Annotated in this window: 21 protein-coding genes and 3 pseudogenes; 8 read left to right on the forward strand and 16 right to left on the reverse strand. The window is 68.7% G+C overall.

Annotated features, from left to right (window positions below; all coding sequences use genetic code 11):
• Nucleotides 1-209: 209 nt before the first annotated feature.
• The gene (locus MQP27_RS38420) at nt 210-1,445 is read left to right on the forward strand and encodes an MFS transporter (RefSeq protein WP_242774042.1); all 1,236 of its coding nucleotides are present in this window, start codon (nt 210-212) and stop codon (nt 1,443-1,445) included.
• Nucleotides 1,446-1,780: 335 nt separating this feature from the next.
• Here the strand turns inward: MQP27_RS38420 and MQP27_RS51815 are convergent.
• The 6 genes and pseudogenes from MQP27_RS51815 to MQP27_RS38445 all read right to left on the reverse strand — a co-directional run.
• Nucleotides 1,781-2,164: pseudogene (locus tag MQP27_RS51815) on the reverse strand (methyltransferase domain-containing protein); the annotation flags it as partial.
• Nucleotides 2,165-2,246: 82 nt separating this feature from the next.
• Nucleotides 2,247-2,675 (reverse strand): hypothetical protein, encoded by a 429-nt coding sequence (locus MQP27_RS38425; protein WP_242774045.1) that lies wholly within the window; start codon nt 2,673-2,675, stop codon nt 2,247-2,249.
• A gap of 29 nt (nt 2,676-2,704) precedes the next feature.
• Nucleotides 2,705-3,430, reverse strand: a complete 726-nt coding sequence (locus MQP27_RS38430) for a phytanoyl-CoA dioxygenase family protein (RefSeq protein ID WP_242774047.1) — start codon at nt 3,428-3,430, stop codon at nt 2,705-2,707.
• Between the two features lie 116 nt (nt 3,431-3,546).
• Nucleotides 3,547-4,041, reverse strand: coding sequence for a DUF6415 family natural product biosynthesis protein (locus tag MQP27_RS38435; protein ID WP_308290069.1), 495 nt, complete (start codon nt 4,039-4,041; stop codon nt 3,547-3,549).
• Nucleotides 4,038-4,400, reverse strand: coding sequence for a hypothetical protein (locus MQP27_RS38440; protein WP_242774051.1), 363 nt, complete (start codon nt 4,398-4,400; stop codon nt 4,038-4,040). Before MQP27_RS38440 ends, MQP27_RS38435 begins: the two co-directional genes overlap by 4 nt.
• Nucleotides 4,401-4,496: 96 nt before the next feature.
• Nucleotides 4,497-5,690: a helix-turn-helix domain-containing protein gene (locus tag MQP27_RS38445; protein WP_242774053.1), complete on the reverse strand. Its 1,194-nt coding sequence runs from the start codon at nt 5,688-5,690 to the stop codon at nt 4,497-4,499.
• Nucleotides 5,691-5,842: 152 nt separating this feature from the next.
• On the opposite strand from MQP27_RS38445, the gene MQP27_RS38450 reads away from it, so the two are divergent.
• Nucleotides 5,843-6,520 (forward strand): HAD family hydrolase, encoded by a 678-nt coding sequence (locus MQP27_RS38450; RefSeq protein WP_242774055.1) that lies wholly within the window; start codon nt 5,843-5,845, stop codon nt 6,518-6,520.
• A 100-nt stretch (nt 6,521-6,620) separates the two neighbouring features.
• A pseudogene (locus MQP27_RS38455) lies at nt 6,621-6,851 on the forward strand (IS630 family transposase); the annotation flags it as partial.
• 26 nt (nt 6,852-6,877) lie between these two features.
• On the opposite strand, the gene MQP27_RS38460 reads toward MQP27_RS38455, so the two are convergent.
• Genes MQP27_RS38460 through MQP27_RS38470 form a run of 3 tightly spaced genes read right to left on the reverse strand, consistent with a single transcriptional unit; the run spans nt 6,878 to nt 8,843 of the window.
• The gene (locus MQP27_RS38460; RefSeq protein ID WP_242774057.1) at nt 6,878-7,576 is read right to left on the reverse strand and encodes an ATP-binding protein; all 699 of its coding nucleotides are present in this window, start codon (nt 7,574-7,576) and stop codon (nt 6,878-6,880) included.
• A complete protein-coding gene (locus MQP27_RS38465; protein WP_242774060.1) occupies nt 7,573-7,914 on the reverse strand; it encodes a hypothetical protein in 342 nt (113 codons plus the stop codon). The genes MQP27_RS38460 and MQP27_RS38465 overlap by 4 nt, the downstream gene beginning before the upstream one ends.
• Entirely contained in the window at nt 7,911-8,843 is a 933-nt protein-coding gene (locus tag MQP27_RS38470; RefSeq protein WP_242774062.1) for a conjugal transfer protein, read from the reverse strand. Before MQP27_RS38470 ends, MQP27_RS38465 begins: the two co-directional genes overlap by 4 nt.
• 694 nt (nt 8,844-9,537) lie before the next feature.
• On the opposite strand from MQP27_RS38470, the gene MQP27_RS38475 reads away from it, so the two are divergent.
• Both MQP27_RS38475 and MQP27_RS38480 read left to right on the forward strand, forming a co-directional pair.
• Nucleotides 9,538-10,977, forward strand: a complete 1,440-nt coding sequence (locus MQP27_RS38475) for a hypothetical protein (RefSeq protein WP_242774064.1) — start codon at nt 9,538-9,540, stop codon at nt 10,975-10,977.
• Nucleotides 10,978-11,132: 155 nt separating this feature from the next.
• A complete protein-coding gene (locus tag MQP27_RS38480; RefSeq protein ID WP_242774065.1) occupies nt 11,133-12,443 on the forward strand; it encodes an RAD23 family protein in 1,311 nt (436 codons plus the stop codon).
• Nucleotides 12,444-12,770: 327 nt separating this feature from the next.
• Here the strand turns inward: MQP27_RS38480 and MQP27_RS38485 are convergent, their stop codons facing one another.
• Together MQP27_RS38485 and MQP27_RS38490 are read right to left on the reverse strand one after the other, a co-directional pair.
• Entirely contained in the window at nt 12,771-13,325 is a 555-nt protein-coding gene (locus MQP27_RS38485) for a hypothetical protein (protein ID WP_242774066.1), read from the reverse strand.
• 82 nt (nt 13,326-13,407) lie between these two features.
• Nucleotides 13,408-14,293 (reverse strand): annotated as a pseudogene (locus MQP27_RS38490) (ISAzo13 family transposase); the annotation flags it as partial.
• A gap of 77 nt (nt 14,294-14,370) precedes the next feature.
• On the opposite strand from MQP27_RS38490, the gene MQP27_RS38495 reads away from it, so the two are divergent.
• Nucleotides 14,371-14,667, forward strand: coding sequence for a hypothetical protein (locus tag MQP27_RS38495; RefSeq protein WP_242774067.1), 297 nt, complete (start codon nt 14,371-14,373; stop codon nt 14,665-14,667).
• Between the two features lie 25 nt (nt 14,668-14,692).
• Nucleotides 14,693-15,241, forward strand: a complete 549-nt coding sequence (locus MQP27_RS38500; RefSeq protein ID WP_242774068.1) for a hypothetical protein — start codon at nt 14,693-14,695, stop codon at nt 15,239-15,241.
• A gap of 671 nt (nt 15,242-15,912) precedes the next feature.
• Here MQP27_RS38500 and MQP27_RS38505 read toward each other — a convergent pair.
• Entirely contained in the window at nt 15,913-16,773 is an 861-nt protein-coding gene (locus MQP27_RS38505; protein WP_242774069.1) for an abortive infection family protein, read from the reverse strand.
• A gap of 433 nt (nt 16,774-17,206) precedes the next feature.
• Here MQP27_RS38505 and MQP27_RS38510 point away from each other — a divergent pair.
• Nucleotides 17,207-18,039 (forward strand): IS5 family transposase gene (locus tag MQP27_RS38510; protein ID WP_308290075.1). Its coding sequence is split into 2 segments (ribosomal slippage): nt 17,207-17,546 and nt 17,546-18,039, totalling 834 coding nucleotides; the frame shifts between segments, so codons are not numbered across the junction.
• Between the two features lie 734 nt (nt 18,040-18,773).
• Here the strand turns inward: MQP27_RS38510 and MQP27_RS51215 are convergent.
• The 4 genes from MQP27_RS51215 to MQP27_RS38525 all read right to left on the reverse strand — a co-directional run bounded on the left by MQP27_RS51215 (nt 18,774) and on the right by MQP27_RS38525 (nt 20,028).
• Nucleotides 18,774-18,896, reverse strand: coding sequence for a hypothetical protein (locus MQP27_RS51215; protein ID WP_278197011.1), 123 nt, complete (start codon nt 18,894-18,896; stop codon nt 18,774-18,776).
• Complete coding sequence (locus MQP27_RS38515) at nt 18,896-19,075, reverse strand: hypothetical protein (RefSeq protein WP_242774070.1); 180 nt, start codon at nt 19,073-19,075, stop codon at nt 18,896-18,898. Before MQP27_RS38515 ends, MQP27_RS51215 begins: the two co-directional genes overlap by 1 nt.
• A gap of 53 nt (nt 19,076-19,128) precedes the next feature.
• Complete coding sequence (locus MQP27_RS38520; RefSeq protein ID WP_242774072.1) at nt 19,129-19,269, reverse strand: hypothetical protein; 141 nt, start codon at nt 19,267-19,269, stop codon at nt 19,129-19,131.
• Nucleotides 19,270-19,449: 180 nt separating this feature from the next.
• Nucleotides 19,450-20,028, reverse strand: a complete 579-nt coding sequence (locus tag MQP27_RS38525; protein ID WP_242774075.1) for a hypothetical protein — start codon at nt 20,026-20,028, stop codon at nt 19,450-19,452.
• Nucleotides 20,029-20,807: the final 779 nt, after the last annotated feature.

The following is a 20,807-nucleotide window of genomic DNA, read 5'->3' on the forward strand; positions in this document are numbered from 1 at the left end:
GCGCCTGCCATACGGTGCTTGCTCGCCGGTTGGTGATCAACTTCAGATGTGTGTCGGGCCCGCACAGGGCCTCGGCTGCGGCCCGGGCCTCAACGGGGCACACCGTTTCTGTGGTCATGGGACATCCGCCTTTCTGAGTGCCTTAAGGTGTCTGGCGTCCCGGCGGGCACAGGTGCCGAGACTTCGCGCTTTCCGGGCAGGGAGTGATCTTGGGATACGTCCGGCTGCTGCGCCGCCGCCGCGTACTCGCCCTGTGCGGTGCCCAGGCGCTGTCGGTCTTCGGGGACCGGCTGTACGCCATGGCGATCATGTGGATCGCGTGGGAGCAGTCGGGGGCCGCTGCCATGGGATGGGTGGCCGTAGCCGAGTCGGTGCCGTACATCGTGATGGGTACGCTCGGCCGCCGGATCATGGACCGTGTCGCCTCACTGCGGGCGCTGGCCGTCGTCGATGCGGTGCGGGTGGTTCTGGTGGCACTGCTGCCGTGGGCCTGGGGCACGTTCGGCACGCCGGGCATGCTCGCGCCGGCCGCGGCCCTGGGGCTGGCCGGGGCAGTGTTCGATCCGAACCTGGGCGCGCTGGTACCGGACCTGGTCCGCGCCGAGGAGGTGCAGGCCGTCAACGGGCTGATGGACCTGACGGGACGGATCGCCCGGGTGGCCGGGCCGGGCGCCGCGGGCGGACTGCTCGCGTTCGTTCCGCAGGCGGCGCTGTTCTGGCTGGACGCGGCCACCTTCGCGGTGTCCGCCGTGGTGCTCGCGGCGCTGGGCCGGAGGGTGTGTCCGGTTTCCGCCGAGGCGATGGCGCCGGCGGAAGGGGGGCGGCCGCGGGCCTGGTCCCTGGTGCGGGCGCATCCGGCGACGGGTGCGGCGATCGCGGTGCACGGCGCGGGGATCTTCGCGCAGGCCGTGGCGATGGCGATGCCCGCATTGCTAGCGAGTCGCCTGGACGCCGGTGCCGGGGCGTACGGGCTGGTGCTGGCGGCCACCGGTGCGGGGGCTTTGGCGGGGAACGTCGTTGCGGGCAACGTACGGTTGCCGTCCCGGCCGCCGGTTGCGTACTGCCTACTGTGGGCCATGTCCGGGCTCCTGCTGGCGGTGACCGGCTCGGCCGGGAACATGTCCCTGCTGCTTGCGATCTCCGCGGCTTCCGGTGCCCTGTCGCCGTTTTTGGGGATCACGCTGCAGACCCATCTGTCCGTGTTCCCCTCGGCTGCGCGTCGGCGGTTGATGTCCGTGGATCTGACCGTCATCCGGGCCGCAGGCACCGCGTCGATGCTGATCGTTCCCGTGGTCGCGGCGAGTTCACCGGGCACGGGTTTCTGGGCGGGGGGCATGGCCACCGTCGCCGTGGCGACTGTGGGGGCCAGCGCAGCTTGGTGGTGGACGCGGGAGAGGGGAGCACTACCGGTCACGGAGGCGGCCCCTGTGCTCTCGCGTGACTGAGTACACGCTGACATGGCGCGGGCCTCCTGCCCGATGGGAAGCAAGGTTCCAGTCCTCGTAGCGGGCTCCAGGCGCAGCCCGGCAGCCCGCGTGATCAAGTCCGGTTCGGAGGGATGGGTGTAGCGGCGGGTCAGTGGCAGCATGCGCAGGCCCGTCTCGTCCAGGTGTATGTCCTGCGAGCGCAACGTCTGCGCGATGGGATCGCGCGCGACGACGGAGAGCTTCGTGTAGGCGGGCTCGACGGCGCGGACGTAGAGCCCCTCCTCCAGCGGCAGGGCGCTGGTAGCGGGCAGGGCGGGCTCGATCACCAGCCGCTCGTCTGCACGCAGCGCATGGGAGCAGGAGTGCAGACAGGAGATCTGTCGTTCGGGCGTTGTGAGCAGGTAGAAGGTCCTCGATACGACGTAGATCAACTCAAAGGGGCCGGGCGCCTCGAAAGCCGCCATGTCGGCGATCAAGAAGTCGACGGGCAGATCGTCCCGACGGTCCAGGAGGCGGCGGGTCATCTCCTGTGAGGCGTCCAGACCCAGTGCACGGATACAGCAACCGGCGAGCGGGAGCGCGACGTGGCCGGCACCGCCCCCGAGTTCAAGTGCGGGTTCACCGCTGGCCAGTTCGGACAGAGCGCGGGCCGCCAGGTCTGCGGGTCCGAGGCTGGACTCGTTGTATGTGGCGGCCCAATCGTCCCACCATGCGGTCTGCTCCTCGAACTCACCCATGGCGCCTTGGTCCTCGTCGCGGAAAGAGGGGATGGCTGGGCCCTGCTCGGGGGAGTCGGGGCCCAGCCGGATGGTGGTCGGATCACGCTGCCGGGCGGACCCAGTGGTCGACGGTGATGTTGTCCAACGGGATGCCGAGCTGCTTGTAGATCTCCTGGTGCATCCGGCCGAACCAGGCGTCGCGTCGCTCGTCGAAGAATGCGCGGTCGTACCAGGCCACGCCCAGGAGTACGGTGCCGCCGCCGTTGGGGTTGTCCTGTTCGGGTTCGAAGTAGGTGGACTGCCAGTCCCAGAGCATCAGTTCGTCCGGGCGGGAACGCAGGCGCTCGTCGGACTCCCGCAGTGACTCGATGCACCGGCGGGCCGTGGCCTCGTCGGGGCAGTAGTACGTGCAGTCGCTGCGGGCGATCACCTGCTTGTCGCCACGGCGGTCACCGTCGGCGTCCTCTCCGGTGAGGACGCGGACCCGCGTGGGAGCGTCCTGGTCCAGGAACTCCTTGAGGATGGTCACAGTGGTGGTCTCCTCTCGATGGTTGGGGGTTACCAGCCCGTGCCCGTGATCGGGTCAAGGCCGGGGCTTGAGTCGTCACGCCTGCGGATGCCTCCGGGCGCCACGTAGCGGATGTTCAGACCGAAGCGGGCGCCGACGCCCTGGTTGGAGTGGGAGCAGTGCACCAGGCGGGTGTCCATGAGGATCCCGCTCCCGGCGGCGAGCGGTACGGGCATGCCGCGGCTGTCGGGGGAGACATGCGTGCCGAGAGCACGGCCGCGGGCCGCGCCGGTTGCCGCCTCGCGTTCGTAGGAGAGGTAGCCGGCGCGCTGCGAGCCGGGCATGACGTGCAGGCAGCCGGTCGTCACATCGGCATCGGTGAGCGCGATCCAGGCGGCCACCGCGTGGAGAGGATCCAGTTCCAGTTGGTCGTTGATGCCGTCCTGGTGCCAGGGCACCTCGAAGTCGCGGCCGGGCCATTTCACGACGAGGAAGGTGTTCTCGACCGCGATGTCCGGGCCGATCAAGTCTCGGACGGTGTTGACCAGGAGGGGAGCTCGAACGAGAGTCTGGGCCCACTCCTCATCGGCATGGGGATTGCGGACGACCTCCCGCAGAGAACTGCGGTGGATCGTCACGAGTTCGGCGGCGCGAGCCCGCGCCGTGGCAGGCGGCGCCCATTGGTGGAGCGTCCTGTACCCGGCGGCTCCCAGCAGGCCGCCGTCCGCAGGCGCGTTGTCAGGCGGCGCGGTTGCGTCAGATGACGGGTCGGGCATGAGGAGTCTCGCTCTCGAGTGTATTCGGTGGTCCGCCCCGCCTCGGCCCTCTGCCTCCCGCGCTGGCGGACGGCAGAACAGCCAGGCCGGGCCCTTGATGGGCGGGCTGACGCTCGTCAGCGGCGGCGTACCGTGTTGGCGCAACGGGCGTGGATACGTATTGATCTCGCTGTAGGGCCAGAGGGGCTGAGGTAGTCGGTCAGCACGGACGGCTCTTCGCGCATGATCGGCCTGTCGCAGGCCGGGCAGATCCCCCCGCCGCCCAGCTTTTCGTAGTGCTCGCACAGGGAGTCGAGGGTGCGTGCGAGGCGCCGGGCATAGGCGGCAGCTCCGTTGGGGCCGGGAGGCGGAGCGGCGCGGAGTTTGCCACGTGCCTCTCCTACACAGGCGAGTGCGCAACAGCGGAGAACACTGTCCGCAGAAGGGGCAAGTGCCAGCTCCTCGACCTCGGGGGCGAGCAGACTCAGGTGACCACGAAGCCGGAGGGCGAGGTCCTCCAACTCGTCGGCCGCAGGGGGGAGAACGTCTGGCATGGCACCGGGCTCCAACAACAGACGATGGGCCAGGGCGCGCATCGGCGGGACGTTCAGCGGCGGCGCCTTGGCGTTCATTTCGCTGCTTCCAGTGCCTGCCGCAGCGCCGCTGCCGCCGTAAGTCCGTGCTGTTGAGGAATGAGCCAGTACGGGCCGGGCGGCGCATCTCTGTGGTCCGGCGGCAGGACCACGTACGAGTTCGAGCCGAGCGCTGCCGTCTCCGGAACGTCCCAGTGGGCGGCACTGCCCGCAGGGACGAGGAAGTACAGCATCGGTTCGGGGCGACATGGGTCCACGGCCACGGCGCCGGGCTCCTCCAGCAGTTCGATCGCGCGTACGCCCAGATGCCGTTCCACCTTGACGGTGTCCCATTCGACACCGACGGTTACGAGCCGTAGACCGGCCACGGTCAAGATCTCTTCTGCATCGTTGATCATCTGTCGTCCCGTCCTTCGCTGCGCTGTGCGGCGAAGGTACGACCGGACCAACAGCACTACCCGAACTGAGAGTTCGGGGGAACCGCGGGTTCGTGGTCAGATGAGCTGGAGACGCTGAACGAGTTCGTCAACCTGGCGTCGGAACGTGGGGCGGACCCGTTTCTGGAGATCCAGGATCATGTTGCGCGCGAGAGGGCTGCGTGCCAGATCTTCGGGAGCGACGTCCTCCAGATCCAGCAGGTGGACGAGGACGGTCGCGTCCTCCCGCCGCAGATCGTGGCACCTGGCCAATTCCAGGCCGAAGGTGAACTGCCTCTCGCGGCTGGGCAGGCCGTGCGTGTCGATCCTGTCGGCAACGCGCAGTCCCTCGGAGGCTTCGCCGGCGAGCATCTCGATGCTCATCGCGTGCATGGCGACATTGGTCCGTCCGAACACGGTCCACTGGACGTTGCCCTCACCGACCTGCTCGGCAAGCGGAGCCGCGCGCTGCTCCAGCCGGTCACGCGCCTCCCACCAATGATGGCGGCGGGCATCGGAGACCACCGCGACCAGCTCGAGCGCCCCCGCGACAGCCTTGGTTTCAACCGTCACCGGCGCTTGTTGCAGCTGCTCGACGGCGCGCAGGGCAACCTCTTTGGCTTCCTCGACGGCGCCCTGCTCACTGTGAGAGAGAAGAACATGGCCGAGGTTCCACTGGGCGGTGGCGATGCGCACAGGGTCGTCGGCGTCCTCAGCGGCTCGGATCGCCCGGTCGGCCACCATCAGGGACAGGTCGAGGCGTCCTGTGCGACGGCAGTACGAGCGCAGCAGCCCATACAAATCGGCGGCTACGCGCAAGACTTCACGATGTGCCTGGGCGTCGGTTCCGGTGCGGTGCACCCGCACGGCGTGCTCGACGTCGCCGATCAGGTCCGGAAGGACGAGGGCCGCTACCGTGAACCGGTCCTTCGACGACTGCCAGGTCCGCCACGCCTGCTCAACCCGCTCCCGTAACTCCCAGGGGCTCGCGGGAGACGAGCTGCGTGGTCGGCCGTAGCCCATCAGCGCACGAGCAACCGCGGGGGCGGCCGTGAGCGGGACCGACGACTCCTTGATGCCGTCCGCTGTGAGCAGGGCGGCCAGCGGTACGCCCAGTTCGGCGGCGAGGCGAGCGAGGACATCGGCGGAGGGCACCTTCTGCCCGGCCTCGATCTGCTGCAGGTAGCGTTCGGTGATGCCGCACAGTCCGGCGACGGCCGCCTGAGTCCGGTTGCCGTTCTTCCGCCGGTAGTGCCTGACCCTCTCGCCCACGGGCAGTCTCGGTGAGATCACCGTTCCGCCCCCTTCCCCGCTTGCGTCTCGTACCGTCAGCGTAGAACGGAGTGCTCCAGCGCGTGCGCGGTCCGCACACGTTCGCGTGACAAGCAAGGACCCTGTGACGGGTGGGTAGTTGGGGAGACGCGATGCCGCGACTGGTCCTGTGGGACATCGACCACACGCTGATCGACACACGTGGCGTGGGCCGCGAACTGTCGGCCGCCGCGTTCCTGCAGACCACAGGGCAGGTCATGCGCGAGCAGGCGAAAATCGACGGGATCACGGAACCCGTCATCTTCCGCGAGACCGCGAAATTGCACGGACTCTCCACGACGCGTGCCGACTTCGAACGCTTCGCTCGTGCCCTGACGGAGGAGCATCTGAAGCGAGGCGCCGAACTACGAGAGCGCGGCCACGCTCTGCCCGGTGCGGCGGCCGCCTTGGACGCACTCGACGCCGTCGGGGCCCGGCAGACGGTCGTCTCGGGCAACATCCGCCCGGTCTCCGAGATCAAACTTCAGGTATTCGGGCTCGACCGCCACATCCTGTGGGAGCTCGGAGCGTACGGCGAGGACAACGACGTCCGCGCCGAACTCGTCAGACTCTCCCTGCGCCGTGCGAACGCAGCAGCCGAGGAGGCGGTGTTGATCGGCGACACGCCGGCCGACGTGGAAGGGGCTCACGCCAACGGCGTGCGGGTGATCGCCGTCGCGTCAGGACGCAGCGACGAGACCGTACTGCGGGACGCCGGCGCGGAGGCGGTGCTGTCGGACCTGCGAGACACGGAGTTGCTCGTGAAGCTCGTACGCGGCGACAGCCGGTAGGGCCGAGGCCCATTGCCGACTGCAACGGATGGTGGATCGCCAAATCGCCGTTCCCCTTTGAAGATGGAGTGCGCCGGACCGTGTTCGCACCGACGCCTGATGGGCGAACCCGGTCGAAGCGCACTTCGGACCGGTGCGCCAGTTCACCATCGCCAACTCGAACCACCCCAAACGTGCCGTGCAGACCCGAGCCCTGCACACCTACCTCCGCTGGCGCAACGCCAACACCCGCCATCGCGACGTCCTGGCCGCAGCACGCAAGGAACGCTCCCGCATCCGCAGCGAGAAGGGCATCCGCTGGGGCAGACGCTCCCTCCCCGCCGCAGCCTGAACTCAAGCGGTCCCGGGACAGAGTGGTCATGCGGTCTGCTCCTTCGGAGGGGCATCTGCGGCGTCACCGGTGAGGGGCTCTGGCGTGGAGGGGGAGGCAGGGCTCGGTCGGCGTCCGGGCGTGGTGGTGATGGAGGTGGTGATGCGTTTGATGCGGGGGATGGTGACTTTGACGCGGCCGGTGTTCTGGCGTGGGCAGGTCAGCAGGAACTCGCCCTCGCGGCCTTTCTGTCCGACGGGGGAGAGGCCGGTGGTTACCAGCCGCAGCAGTTCCGGGTTGTTGGGGTCGAGCCCGACGAACTCCAGTCCGCGGCGGGCGCGTTCGCGGTCGGTGGTGCGGGCGAGTGCGCGGTAGGCCATCAGGCCGCGGTCGGGGCCGAGTTCGTCGGCGTCGTGGGAGCCCGCCAACAGGCCGGCGCCGTGTTTGCGGCCGTCGTGGAGGATCTCGTGGACCAGGGCGGTGCCCTCGGCCGAGCTGGTGAGCCAGTACAGCTCGTCCGAGGGCACCGCGGTGAAGCGCACCCAGGCGACGATGGGGACCGGCCCCATCCACGACCACCAGCCGATGGTCTTGATCAGGAGGAAGCCGCCGCCGACGGCGACCGCGATCTGCGCGGGGGTGTAGGGGCCGAGGGGGATCTTCCAGTCGGCGACCTTGCCCAGCACCCAGGGGTGGCGGCGGGCGGCGGTGTAGAAGCGGCCCACCCGGCCATCGGCCGCGCTCACAGCAAGCCCCCGACACCCGGCGAGTGCTCACGGGAGGCGGGCCGCTCGGACCGGACGATGCCGGGGACGGCGGGTGCGCCCTTGGACGGGTTTTTCACCTCGTCCTCGAACATGTTCGCCAGGCTGTCGCGGGAGTTGTACAGGCCCAGCGCGATCACCATCAGCAGCAGGGCACCGATCCCCGCCTTCAGCGAGAATTTCTGGATCATGATGATGACGACGAGGACGAGGAGCCCGGCCTGCAGGCCCTTGGTCGCCCAGTCCTTGAACATGGTGATCCACGAGTTGCCGAGGTCGTCCAGCTGCCCGGCGAGCATCAGGCTGTGCACGGTGGTCATCGCCCGCCCCCGTCCTGGGCGGTGCCGGACTCCAGTGCGGCGACTTCCCACCGGCCCGAGCGGGCCGTGAGCGTGAGCTCGTACGCCAGCGGCCACCGGCCGTCCGTGTCGCGGGCTTCCACCGTGGCGAGGACTCGCACCGTCGTGCCGCCCGTCGGCGCCTGCTCGGCGGCCGCGGCCTCCTCGACGGCCGACACCTGCTGGACGGTGACCGCCGTGTACGGGGCGGGGGAGACGGCGGTGAGCTTGACGCCGGGGGCGAGGTAGCGGTCGACCTCACCGTTCCCGGTCAGGTAGGCGGCCAGGAACTCCCCGACGGCGGAGGACAGATCACCCTCCGGAACCGTCACGCCGTAGGGCGACTTCGCCACCTCGGCCCGGGCCGGGCCGGCCACCACGCCGGGCGCCCCGGTCACCGTGAACGACGCGCCCGCGCCGTCGGAGACCACCGGCACCGTGTAGTACCGCACCGACCCGTTGGCGTACTGCGCAGCCACCGTCACCGACCACGCACCGGTGCCGCGCTGCGCACTGCGCACCGCCGTCACCGACTGAGGCGCCGATTGCGCATCGGCGGCCGGGTCGGGCAGCTCGACGTCCGGCGCCATCGACTGCGCAAGCCGCGCCTGCGCACTCGTCGCGTCGTTCGCGTCGCTGCGCAGCCACGCGCCGACGAACAGCTGCGCATAGCCGCCCGGATGGGCGGCGGCCGTCGCGGTGCGCACGGCGGTGGGCTGGGCCGGGACAGCCGCCTGGACCGTGGTCGGGGTGGAGGCGACCGCGACGCACAGGGCAATGGGGCCGGCCGCGATGACGGTCCAGACCGCTACGCGTGCCAGGCGTACGCGGCGGCGCATCGCCTCCAGCCGGGCGCCGGCCGCCATCGCAGCCACAGCCTCGCTCGGTGCGGCCTGCGTGCCAGGAGACATGGTCAAACTCCCTGGTCAGAACGGATGTTGCTGACCTTGAGGAAACCCGCCGCCCCCGACCCGACCACCGACCACCCGACCCCGACCATGGTCACGATGGGGACACGAAGTCCGTGGTCGGGGCCGTGGTCGGCCCGACCACAGGCCCGATCACGGCCCAGTTGGGCGCCTAGGGCAGGACATCGAATCCGCCACACCGGCCGCGGGGCTGACGCCCGCTGGCAGACCACGTGCCGCGCGGTACCACTCCCGCACCCCGGTGCGCAGACGCACGGCGATCGCACCCCGCCGTACGCCTGCGCACCGCAAAACCCGCGCCTGCGCAAGAGACGATCAGGAAGCTGGGGGGCCAGCTGCGCAGCCGCAGCGCACAGTCGACTGCGCAGGACGCCCGACCGGTTGCGCAGCGTCGGTCCGAGCCTGCGCAGTCGACTGTGCAACCACTGCGCACCGGGGCAGAGGGGAGCGTGGTCGGCCCGAGCACAGGCCCGACCACGGCAGCTGGGAGGCGTCCGTTGCCGGATCGTGACTGATGGTCGGGGCTCATGGCCGTCAGCCTGGTCGGGGCCGGCGGGTGAGCTGACCGCATGGATCACACGCCCGCCCGCGCACCAAGGACCACCGGCCGCCCCGCCTCGGCGGACGCGGCGCTCTGCCCTGGCTACCGCGCCCGGGCCGCGTCGGGAGCACGGTGGTGAGCCGCTTCGGGGCAGGGGTCCGCCGGGGCGTGATGGCGTCCGACCAGTTCACCCAGATCGCCAACGGCCTCTTCAGGGACGCAAGGCTGTCCTACAAGGCGAAGGGTCTGTTCGGGTACGTCAGCACGCACCGGGACGGCTGGCAGGTCAGCCTCGACCACCTGGTCGCCGTTGGTCCCGACGGGCGGGAGGCGGTCCGCACCGGCCTGCAGGAGCTCGAGGCGCACGGCTACCTGATCCGTGAACGCCTGCGCCGCCCGAATGGAACGCTCGGCGAGGTCGTCTACTCGATCACCGACCGCCCCGCCACCCTCGACGTCGCCGTCCTGGAAGCCGCCGCCACCCTCACGATCGAGGACGAACACGAGAGAGGCTTCGGGGCGGGCATCCGGCGCGGGGTGATGGCGTCCGGCCAGTTCACCCAGATCGCCAACGGCCTCTTCAGGGACGCAAGGCTGTCCTTCAAAGCGAAGGGTCTGTTCGGGTACGTCAGCACGCACCGGGACGGCTGGCAGGTCACCGTCGCCGAACTGGTGCGCCGCGGCCGCGAAGGCGTCGACGCGATCACCACGGGCCTCAAGCAGCTGGAGCGGCACGGCTTCCTCTGCCGCACCCGCGAGCGGAACCCGGGCGGCACGCTCGGCCAGGCCCTGTACTTCATCACCGACCTGCCCGCCCTGCACAACCCCAGGTCCGGGCCAGAGTTGGGTTTTCCAGGATTGGCTGAGCCTGCGTTGGCTGATCCCGGCACTAAGAACACCAACAGAAAGAAGACCAACAAGCAGAACACCAGACCCCTCCGTCCGTGCGGCCGCGGCGAAGCGACGCCGGCACCGCGGCGGACGGGCCAGCCGGAAACGCCGGCGTCCCCGCCGGCCGCGCCCGCGGCGGATCAGACGCACCCGGGGATGAGGCTGCTGCTCGAACTGGGGGCGGCCCGCCCCGAACTCCTGCTGACCGGGCAGACGCTGACCGATCAAGGCCGCGTCGTGACCGTGATGCTGGAGGCCGGCTGGACCGCTCAGCAACTGCGGCACGTCATCGCCGCCCGGCCCCTGCCGCAGCCGGTGCGGACCACCGTCGGCGCGATCATCGCCGCCCGCCTGCGCGCTGCCCAGGCCTACCCGCCGCCCGCCATCGCGGCCGACCACCACGACACACCCGCCTGGGACGACCCCCCACCCGGGTCGACCAGCTCCGCCGCCGCGCGGTCGGTGAGCGAGGCCCTCACCTACCGGGCCCTCGCCGAGTGCGCCGGCTGCGGCCGGCCCGGCACTGCCCCCGGTGATGACCTCTGCCCGGCCTGCCTCCACTGGCCGCTGTGTGGCACCTGCCCGGGCCCCACTCCCCGTCGCGCTCACCCCGACGGCGACGGCCGCTGCGCCACCTGCACCTCTGCCCTGACCGTGACCCGCCTTCCGGAAGCGAGCACTTGATGACGGACCCGATCCCCACCCCACCACCAACGGCCCCCCGGCAGCCGCTGCGTCCCTTCGCCCGCGATCCCAGGCGGTGGGACAAGCAACGATCCCGCGCGCTGCAGCGCGGCCACCTCTGCCCCGACGCCGCACACACCGGGAGGTGCGCGCCCGTGCTGGTGCACGAGCGCACCGGGTGGGGGTGGCTGACCTGGACCGTGCCCGGCGACGGCACACTGCCCCACCTCCCTCGACAGATCGGTGTCCTCACCCCGGGCGCCACCCTGACACAGCGGCTGTGGGTGCGCTGGCTGACCCGGCGTCCCGCCCACCGCATCGCCCTGACCACCCAAGGCCCCGTATCCCTACGGCCCTTGGCGGCCGCCGTCGCCATCATCAGCCTCGTCGCCGCCGCGTTCGCCCTCAACCGTGGCATCCCCGCCGGCCTCGTCCTGCCGGCGATGCTGCTCGCCCCGCTGCTTGCCGAGCACCTTCCCGACCGGCTCGACGCCCGGGCGAGCGAACACGTCCGCCGCGTCGAAGGCGACGCCGCCTGCCGCTACCTGCAGCGCCTCGTCGCCCTGCACACCTGCCTCGTCCAGGCCGCCTCCGACAGCGACCGCTATGACCTGCACCGCTCGGCCGAGATCGGCCACACCCTCCTGTGGGACGCCGCCGACCTGCTCCACAACCAGGACACCAGCTCGGCCGCGGCCCGGCTCATCGACCGGGAGCGGCTGATGGTCCAGCTCGCCGACCAAGTCGCCCAGACCATGGAGCGCACCCGCGCCGAGCCCGCTTCCCGCGAGGCCGGCCGGCCCCGCGCCGGCGAAGGCCCGTGGGGCCCGCTCCCGCACGGCTTCCCACCAGCAGCACGGCCCACACCGTCACCGTCGCCCGCAGCCGACACTCCGCCACTGAAGGGACACCCGCCCACGACGCAGTCCCAGCCCGATGACGCGGCCCGCACCACGGACGTGTATCTCCTGTTCGCGCACGAGCCGTACTACCCCGCAGACGGCACCCAGGAGATCAACACCACCGTGGTCAGGGCTGCCTCCCTGCTCCACCCCCGCGTGCAGCAGCCCGACGGCGCCCGGATCCACCACCGCCTCACCCAGGGGCGCCCATCGGGCGCGATCATCCCGCTGTCCACTCTCACCCACGAACTGGGCGGCGGCGCTGGCTGGCCGTACGTGGGTGACTGGGAGAAGGTCACGACCGACCTCGTGCAACTCGTCCACGCCCGGGAGTGCGACGCGCTCAGCCTCGGCCTGCCCGAGATCGCGCGTGCCCTCGTGTGCACCGGCCCGCACAGCCACATGAGCGCCTTCGACGCCGCCGCCGACGAGTTCATCACCTACGGGCCCAAGGAGCGCGCCGCCGTTCTGGCCGAGGTAGACAGGTTCCTCACCTGCCTCGTCGCCGAACAGGACCTCTGGCCGGGTGACGGCCTGCTGCCCCCGCTCTCCCGCCACGCGTGAGGAGCGAGCGACGCCTTGGACATCGCTGGCCGCGACCCATGGTCGTTCCCGCCCCTTTAACGCCCGAGACCCCGGGGGCGAGGACGTCTGCTCCTGCTCGGTCGGCGGACTCACCGCCGTCTACTGGATCAACCGCCCGGCCGGACGCCTGTCCGTCATCGACATCGACTGGCTCGGATAACCCGCCCCATCGACGAACGGTTCCGCCCCCGGCATGTCAGCTGCCGGGGGCGGAACCGACTCATCACGGAGTGCTGCACAGCGATCTCGCTGAAATGGCCGCCCATCCGGTCCCGGGCCTCAGCCAGGTCTATTGGTGCCGGCCGCTCACGGTGCACCGTTGTCATCGAGCGCTTCGCGTGCCTCGCTCACGAAGACGGCCAGGTTCGCCGCGAGGGATTCAACATCCTCGCGGCACCGCTCCACGAGCTCCGCCCGGGACATGGCCTGCAGCTCGGGGGAGGCCCCCGGCAGCGACACCAGAGCTGCTACCACATCCCGGCAGCCCGAGGCCGCCTCACCCACGTACCCTGCGCTGTCCACGACTGAGATCGGCCCCTCGACTGCGACACGGGCGAAGCAGCGCAGCAGTTGGGTGACCTGTTCCATCACCTCGTGCACGCCGTCCGCGGGGTACACCTCCGCCCGGTTCATCACGTTGATCAGCGCGCCGACCTTCTGCGTTTGAGCGATGAGGTCGGCGTAGGCCTGGCTGCGAGGCTCGCGTCGATCGCGCGCATGCTCAAAACGCCGCTGCTGATCCGCGTGCATGTGCTGGGCGACGATCTGCTGCCGGGCGGTTCGGGCCCCCAGCCACCCACTGGTCAGGGCAGCCGCTCCCGTACCGAACGCCCCCACCGCCGCACCAAGCACCGCGGCCACGCCTGCATCCATAAGCCGAGTCTCGCGGACTCAACTACCCTTCAACAGAAGGCCTTTACCCGCTCTCCGTAGAAACGATGGCACGTTTGGTGGTCGCCGCGATGCTGTTCACGATGACGTCGTGGCTGGTCAGCGGGCGTCCGCGCCAGTTCATGGAGATGTGGCAGAACAGCCGGTGCTCGATCTTGTTCCACTTCGATGTGCCCGGCGGCATGTGGCAGAGCTTGATGTCCAGGCCCGTCTCGGCGGCCAGAGTTGCGAGTTCAGTCTTCCAGGCACGGGTGCGGTACCCGTTGGACCCGCCAGCGTCCGCGGTGATCAGCAGACGCGTGGCGGCCGGATAGGCGTGCCGGCCGCGAGCCTGCCACCAGCGGCGGATGGAGGCGACAGCGAAGGCCGCAGTGTCGTGGTCAGTGCCGACGCTGACCCAGCCGGTGTTCGCGGCGATGTCATAGATCCCGTACGGGATCGCTGTAGTCGCCGACGAGCTCCTTTTTCTTCGTATCCACGCTGATCACCGGCTGGCTGGCGTCGATGTGTTGTCTGGCCTGCCCATTGATGTAGCGGAACTGGGCGTCACGGAACTTGCCCTCGATGGTCTTGGCGCCGGCCTGCAGGCTGAATCCTTCCTCGTGCAGCAGGTCCCCGACCGTGTCGGCGCTCACCCGATGCCCCTGATGGGTGAGCTCGGCTGCGAGAATTCTGGTCGACTTCACCGTCCAGCGCAGCGGCGACATCGGATCGCCCCGCTCGTCCGGTTCCACCAGTGCCAGCAGCGCGGGCCGCAGGCCGGGAGCAAGGTCCGCGGCCTTCTTCCGGCCTCCACCGGGCCTTCGTACCCGGCCCAGCGGCTCTTCGCCGGCCTCCAGTTCGTCCACGCCTTTGGGGACCGTCGTCTCGCTGACCTGGGCCGCCCGCGCGACCGCCCGCATACCGCCGTGCCCCAGGATCCGGGCCTCGGCCGCCATCAACAGCCGCCGCTGCCGCTCGTCCTGACGACCCCCGGCCGGCTCTGGAGGCCAAGGTCGTGAAGTGGGAGCGCCGGGTGGCCGAGCTGAAGGAGGAACTGCTCGACGGCGACCGTCCGGCCCGGGAGATCCAGGAGGCCATCGACACCCTGAACTCCCGGATCTCACAGGCCCAGAGGGAGATGGCCGAGTACGGCGTCAGGGACCGGGTCCTGGACGTCAGCGCCGAGGAGCTACGGACGGCCTGGGAGGACTACCTCCCGGCGAGGAAACAGAGCGTCTTTCGGTCCCTGATCAAGGAGATCCGGATCCATCCGGCGGTGCCACCTCGGAACGTTTTCAACCCGTCCAGGATTGAGACCCGGTGGAAGTGATCAATTCGCACAAAAGGACCAGGAGGTGTACAACTCCCCCAAGAATCCTTGGGGGGATGCGATGCTGCCCGAAACGCGTGCACGACTTGTACCGACGATCGCTATCGCTGCTGTCACCTGGGTCACCGGGATCTGGGCCCTCCTGTACATCCATGATCACCTTGACGACCCGATGCCTGTGGTCATCCAATGGGGTGCATCAACGGCGCACCTCATTGCGCACCTCGTTGACGAGACGTCAGGGTTCATTCTCTTGCCTCTGGCGGTGGGCCTCAAAGCACCCAATAAGCTCAACTACTTTGCCATGATCCCCTTCGTCTACCTGCTGGGATCCACCCTGATGGTGGCCGAGCCAGTCGCAGGCTGGTACCTCTTCGGCGTCGCAACGCTTCTCGTCATGCTGTACGCCACCGTGGTCGTGTTCGCCGCCTTCACGAAAGACCGGGATCGGGGAGACCGCGCTCACGGGTTGGTCAAGACAATGAGCGGCTCCCCGGATTCTGGCGAACCTGCCCCTGAGACACCGCCCGAGTCAGGTCCGTCTTCACCCGGCGAAGCGCCTGGACCTGCCTAGCCGTGGGCGGCAGAGCCGTGGCCAACTGCTTCTCACACGCGCCGTGCACCAGACGCCCGCTTACTCGTAGTGGTCGTCTTCTTCGCAGGAGTTTTCTTTGCAGACGCCTTCTTGACCACCATGCCTGCTGGTCCCTGTGGTCCTCGCACACCTGGATCGCCACGCGGCCCAGCAGGACCGGGTGGCCCAGCAGGACCGGGTGGGCCTGGAGGACCAGAAGGGCCTGATGGGCCTTGGTCGCCTGGTTGCGCCTCAGCCCCGAGGGCCTCCTTGGCCGTATTCGCGACGGCTTTGATCCCGAAGTACGCGGTCGTGATCGCCGTGACGGCGGTGAAAGCGCTTGTGAGGATGGGGACTACGTGTTCACCGTTCTCCCCAACGTTCGCGATGCCCCAGATCCCGGCGACGACGATCGCGAGGTCACTGGCCACAACGGCAGTCAGCCCGGTCACGGAGCGGAAGGCATCCGCACTCTCCCCGTTACCCCTCTTGACCATCACGATGCTCAACACCGCGACGGCAAGTACGCCCGCGACGAGAACCAGCAGAGCGACATCCAGTGCATCCACGGCGGCCCCATTTCAGCCCGGGCCGCACTTGGCCTGACGGCAGGATCACGAAGCACCATCGAAACTCAGTTTCATCCTGCCGCCACGGATACGCACGTCGGCTCAGGTCGTGACCTTGCGCCACGGGGCGGCCGGGTCAGCCAGAGTGTCGAGGATCAGCTCACACCAGGTCACAGCAGCGTTGACCGTCAGGCGAGCGTGCCGGACCCCGAGTCCGGATGGTGCGCTGGCCTGGCCGTGACCACTCCCGAAGCCCTGGTTGCGCAGCTCTGCGACACCCACAGTGATGTTTACGGAGCCGGAGAGGATCTTCTTCACGGCCTTGCTGCCGTCAGGTCCGTCGGGAGCAGACGCGGCATCGAGCTTCAGCGACTTCTGTACCGTGCTGATCAGAGCCGGGAGCGCCGCGTTCTTGTCGACCTCGACACCCAGCTCCTGGAGAGCCGTCTTGGCCGTCGCCTCGATGAGCTGCTTGGCCGCGCCGATGGCTCCTTGCGGGTCGGTCGTCAGGTCACGCCGAATGCGCTCCAGCTCGATAGTGATGCCGGATGCGTCGCTCAGCGTGCTGAGGTCCCGAACCAGTACAGGCGGGTTGGACCAGGAGATCCGCCCCTCCTTGTCGAGAGCGAACCCATCGCGTTCCAGGCGGACTCGAATGTCCTCCAGCCACTTCGGCGTGCTCTGGTCGTTCGGGTCGCGGTACTCGCGGATGAAGTCTTCGAATACTAGAAGCGCACGCCGAACCTGCGTCGGGTCAGCCCAATCCACGCCTTCCGCATAGAGCATGAACTCCGTGCGCCGTTGGCCTGAGTCCTGGTACTTCAGCTCATCCGGCGGGATGGGCGCGAATCCGTGGTTCTCCCACAACTCTGCCACGATCCGGAGCGCGAGGTCCGTAGCCAGAGAGCGGAAGGCGTTACGGGTCGCGGGGCTCACCAGCTCCCGCCGTGCGGTGACCGTCATGGTTTGAAGATACGAGCAGCCCTTGACAACGTCATGGCCTTTTCCACAAGACGGTTCAGATTCGCTCACTACCCAGGCGCATCACCTCCTGGAATCCTGACACCACTTAGTTAGCCGCAGGGGGTGGGGTGTGATGTGGGCAGCGCTCTTCGGTGTGCTGGGGGCCGTACTAGGGTCTGGCGTCACGGGCTGGTTCGGACTGAGGCAGACACGCCATGCACGGCAGATGGCCGCGCTGGAGTCGATCACCACCTTCAGGACAGCCTTCAGCACACTGACCAGCTTCCTGGACACCACACTTCGAGCGCTGGAACGCGGTCAGGCAGTGGATCCAGAGTCCTTCGACGGGGCGCAGGAGAACCTCGCGCAGTCACTGTATGAAGCACGTCTTAGGTCGTGTCCGCAAAGTGGTGGGGTCGTTGGTCTGTTCGTGGTGCGCCGACATGAGCTGACGGATGAATCTTGGGCAGTGATCGAGCCGTTGCTGGCTCCGCCGCGGATGGGCCGCCCTGTCCGTGACCGGCGGCAGGTGGTCAACGGGATCCTGTGGAAGCTGTCCACCGGGGCCGCCTGGCGGGACCTGCCCGAACGCTACGGCCCGTGGAAGACGGTCTACGAACGCTTCCGCCGCTGGTCCGCCGACGGCACATGGGATCGCCTGCTGGCCCACGTCCAGCAGCATTCCGACGCGATCGGCACCGTCGACTGGACCATCGTGTGCATCGACTCCACCACCGTGCGCGCCCACCAGCACGCGGCCGGGGCCCGAAAAGGGGGCAGGACTGGCCGGGCGAGGCGATCGGCCGCTCCCGCGGCGGACTGACCACGAAGATCCACCTCGCCTGCGACGGCCGGGGCAGACCCCTGGCCTTCACCATCACCGCAGGCAACGTCAACGACTGCACCCAGTTTGAGGCGGTGATGGCCCGCATCCGCATCGAGCGGTGCGGGCCGGGCCGCCCTCGCACCCGCCCCGCGCTGGTCGCGGCGGACAAGGGCTACTCGTCCACGAACATCCGCGCCTACCTGCGCCGACGCGGCATCAAGGCGGCCATCCCGGAACGGATCGATCAGATCAACGGCCGTATCCGGCGCGGTGAGAGCCGGTGCCGGCTCAACCACGCGGCCTACCGACGCCGCAACGTCGTCGAACGCTGCTTCAACCGGCTCAAGCACAACAAAGCCCTGGCCACCCGCTACGACAAACGAGCCCGGCACTACCAAGCCCTGGTCACCCTCGCCTGCCTACGACTCTGGCTCCCCTGACATTGCGGACACGACCTAGGGCCCTGCCCGGCGCAGCAATTGACCGTCGACTGACAGGTCTCATACTGGCCCCGGTGCAAACCATCCACCGCCTCTGTACGGAGACCGGTGACGCCGAGGGCATCGCACAGGCTCGGCGCTATTGGCGAGAGCTGGAGCGAGCGCGCAATTACGTCAGCCACGAACTTGAACTGGTCTTGCGTGGCCCCGTCGGCATCAAGTCACCTGAAATCAAGATCCCCTGGGACCTACCCCCGATCTGACCGCGATTCTGGTCAGTTCTGTCTTCACACGCCGGAGCATCCGGGTCTGGGAGGCCGTCAGAGTGGGAGCAATGGCCAACTGGGCCTGGACCCAGGCCGCTTCCTGACGCTCCCGCTCGGCGAAGGCCATCTGGTCCCTGACGAGGCCCCGGACGAGCTTCCGCATGGCCGGGGACCTGAGTGGCTTCCCGTTCACCACGGGCCCGTACGCGGGCTTTCGGAAACCGCCGGGGGTGTCCGGGTCGATGAGGACGAGGCGGCCCTTCACGAGAACTCCGGCTGTGCGGGCTCGTATCCGTTGGCCCCGACGACAGGGCACAGCGGCTCCCCGTCCTCGTGAGACCACGAGGGAGCGTCTCCCCAAGCCGGGGTCCAGGACGAGGGCTCGGCCTCCACGGCCGGCTCACCGCACTGGGAGCAGCACGGCGCGGCTCATCCCTGGGCCTCCACCTTCAGCCAGAAGCCCGGGTTCTACTCGGCCTCGCGGGCCACCAGGGCGTCCTTCTGCTCCTCGGTCATGTCGGTGACGCCGTACACGACGCCACCCCGGATCTTGTACTCGTAGTCGTTTGAGAACGCGGTGACCTGGTACATCAGACGCTCCCGTCCTGCCACGCCTCGCGGGAGTCGAAGACGAGTGTCTTGCCCTCGCGGGACTGGACGAACGTGTCGACCGCCTCAGCGGGCCCGTACGGGACGAGCTGGGTCCCGTTGTGGGGATAGCCGTACGACCAGCAGACGGCCCAGGAGCCGTCCAGTTCGAGCAGGGACACCCGGTCCCCGCCGTCAGTCTCGTAATGGCCTCTCAGTGCCTATTCCACCGTGCTCACCAGTCCCCGTCGTGTACCGGCTCTTCGTCGTCGAAGAGCATTGCGTTGGCCTGCTCCGCCATCGAGCCGGGCGGGACGAACGGGCACACGGGCGGACAGGCGTACTTGCCGTCTTCGCAGGTCTCACACTGCGCCACAGGTACTCCCGTTTTTAAAGTCCGCTAGCCCCAGATATACGTGAAGCCCCCACCGGATAAATTGGAGAGGGCCTGCCGAGACAGCGTACAGGATTCATTGGAGCTTCTGGATCTCTCCAACAATTCTTGGAGATATCAGACGCCCAGGCCCCACCCTGGAGAGGGCACAACGGGTTCAGGTCACAGAAGGTGCGCGAGCCACAGAGGGTCAGCCGCTACCCGCTCAGCGACCTCGTTGGACGTCTCCGCGAAGGTCCGGTCCCAGATGGCCTGGACACCGGGCGGCAGATACTTCCGCATAAGACTTCGATACGCCTCAATCCATCGCGAACCATGCCCACATCTCACTGTCTCAGAATCGACGAGGAGATGAGCGATCTCATGTAGAGCGACCAGTCGACGGAGACCCTCTGCCTTGACGTCGATGTATGCGACAAGTCGTGGCCCGATCAAGTCATTACCGTCGAACCAATTCGGCACAGTGAACCAGCGTGCGGCAGCCGCAGAGTCCGCGAACCAGTTCTGAACGTGCGCGGGAAGCCGGTGGACCTCGGAGATCATCAGGTACTCGACACGCCGCTCGGCGGACCAGATCGACTCGGCGAACGACCTGAACTCGCCGATGGCCAACGGCTCTGATTGCTCAGCTCCAGGATCCAGCCCCATCACATGGTGATCGGCGCCAGCCGCAGTGAACGCCTCTCGGACAGTAGCAAGCGCCTGCTCGCGCATCGACTCGTGGTCATCAGTCGCAGACACACCGTCAGTCTCTCACCAGGGAAGGTGGTCACATCGAGAGTCCCGTGACCCGGCGCCTCATGGCGGCCAGCTGCTCCCGCTTGACCTCCTCGGAATGGGCCATGAACTCCCGGGCCCCCCAAGGATTCCTGAGCCGGCCGTTCGTCCAAGACGGCCGGACTCGACGGGACCGGGCCCACCTCCTTGGCCTGGGTGACCAGGTGGTCGTACATGGCCATCTCGTCGCCCTGCTCGACCAGCTCGCGCCACTCCTGGGCCGCGTCCTCGGGCAGCTCGTCCAGGAACGCCTGACGGGTCCGGGGGTTGGCGGCCCGCCAGGCGATGGCGCCCTCGGGGGGTACCCCTGCGGGCTGCCGTGGCGCGCTCCTTCTGATCCCGGGCCATAGCCGTGTACAGCTTGGTCTTGTCGCCCAAGTGCCCGCAGTACATCGAGCCGTCCGGGTGGAGCACCGAGCGGAAGGCCAGGATGTAGTACTTCGAGCGGCCCACCTTCTGCTCGATCACCAGGCCCAGGGGGTTCGCCTTCCAGCGGTCCAGGAGGCGCCGGACCGGACGCTCCGCCAGTCCCGTGAGGGCCATCAGGTCGGCCTGGGTCACGGCGATGTTCCGGACCCCGAAGAGGGCGGCCAAGCGCCAGGCGTGCTTGCCGAGGTTCTCCTCCGCCCACAGGTCGTTGGCGGTGTCCAGGATCGTCAGGAGGGTCCAGGAGGAGGACCTCGGGGCTCCCCACTCCGTCAGCTTCTCGAACTCCTCGTGGGCCAGGACCAGGGCTTCCTCCA

This window comes from Streptomyces cylindrosporus (assembly GCF_022698165.1).
GTDB lineage: Bacteria > Actinomycetota > Actinomycetes > Streptomycetales > Streptomycetaceae > Streptomyces > Streptomyces cylindrosporus.

Bases quoted from the DNA above. Each gene is read 5' to 3' on its own strand.
- MQP27_RS38470 (WP_242774062.1), bottom strand. From the start codon at position 8,843: ATGTCTCCTGGCACGCAGGCCGCACCGAGCGAGGCTGTGGCTGCGATG.
- MQP27_RS51215 (WP_278197011.1), bottom strand. From the start codon at position 18,896: ATGTACCAGGTCACCGCGTTCTCAAACGACTACGAGTACAAGATCCGG.
- MQP27_RS38430 (WP_242774047.1), bottom strand. From the start codon at position 3,430: ATGCCCGACCCGTCATCTGACGCAACCGCGCCGCCTGACAACGCGCCT.
- MQP27_RS38465 (WP_242774060.1), bottom strand. From the start codon at position 7,914: ATGACCACCGTGCACAGCCTGATGCTCGCCGGGCAGCTGGACGACCTC.
- MQP27_RS38505 (WP_242774069.1), bottom strand. From the start codon at position 16,773: ATGACGGTCACCGCACGGCGGGAGCTGGTGAGCCCCGCGACCCGTAAC.
- MQP27_RS38450 (WP_242774055.1), top strand. From the start codon at position 5,843: ATGCCGCGACTGGTCCTGTGGGACATCGACCACACGCTGATCGACACA.
- MQP27_RS38435 (WP_308290069.1), bottom strand. From the start codon at position 4,041: ATGAACGCCAAGGCGCCGCCGCTGAACGTCCCGCCGATGCGCGCCCTG.
- MQP27_RS38440 (WP_242774051.1), bottom strand. From the start codon at position 4,400: ATGATCAACGATGCAGAAGAGATCTTGACCGTGGCCGGTCTACGGCTC.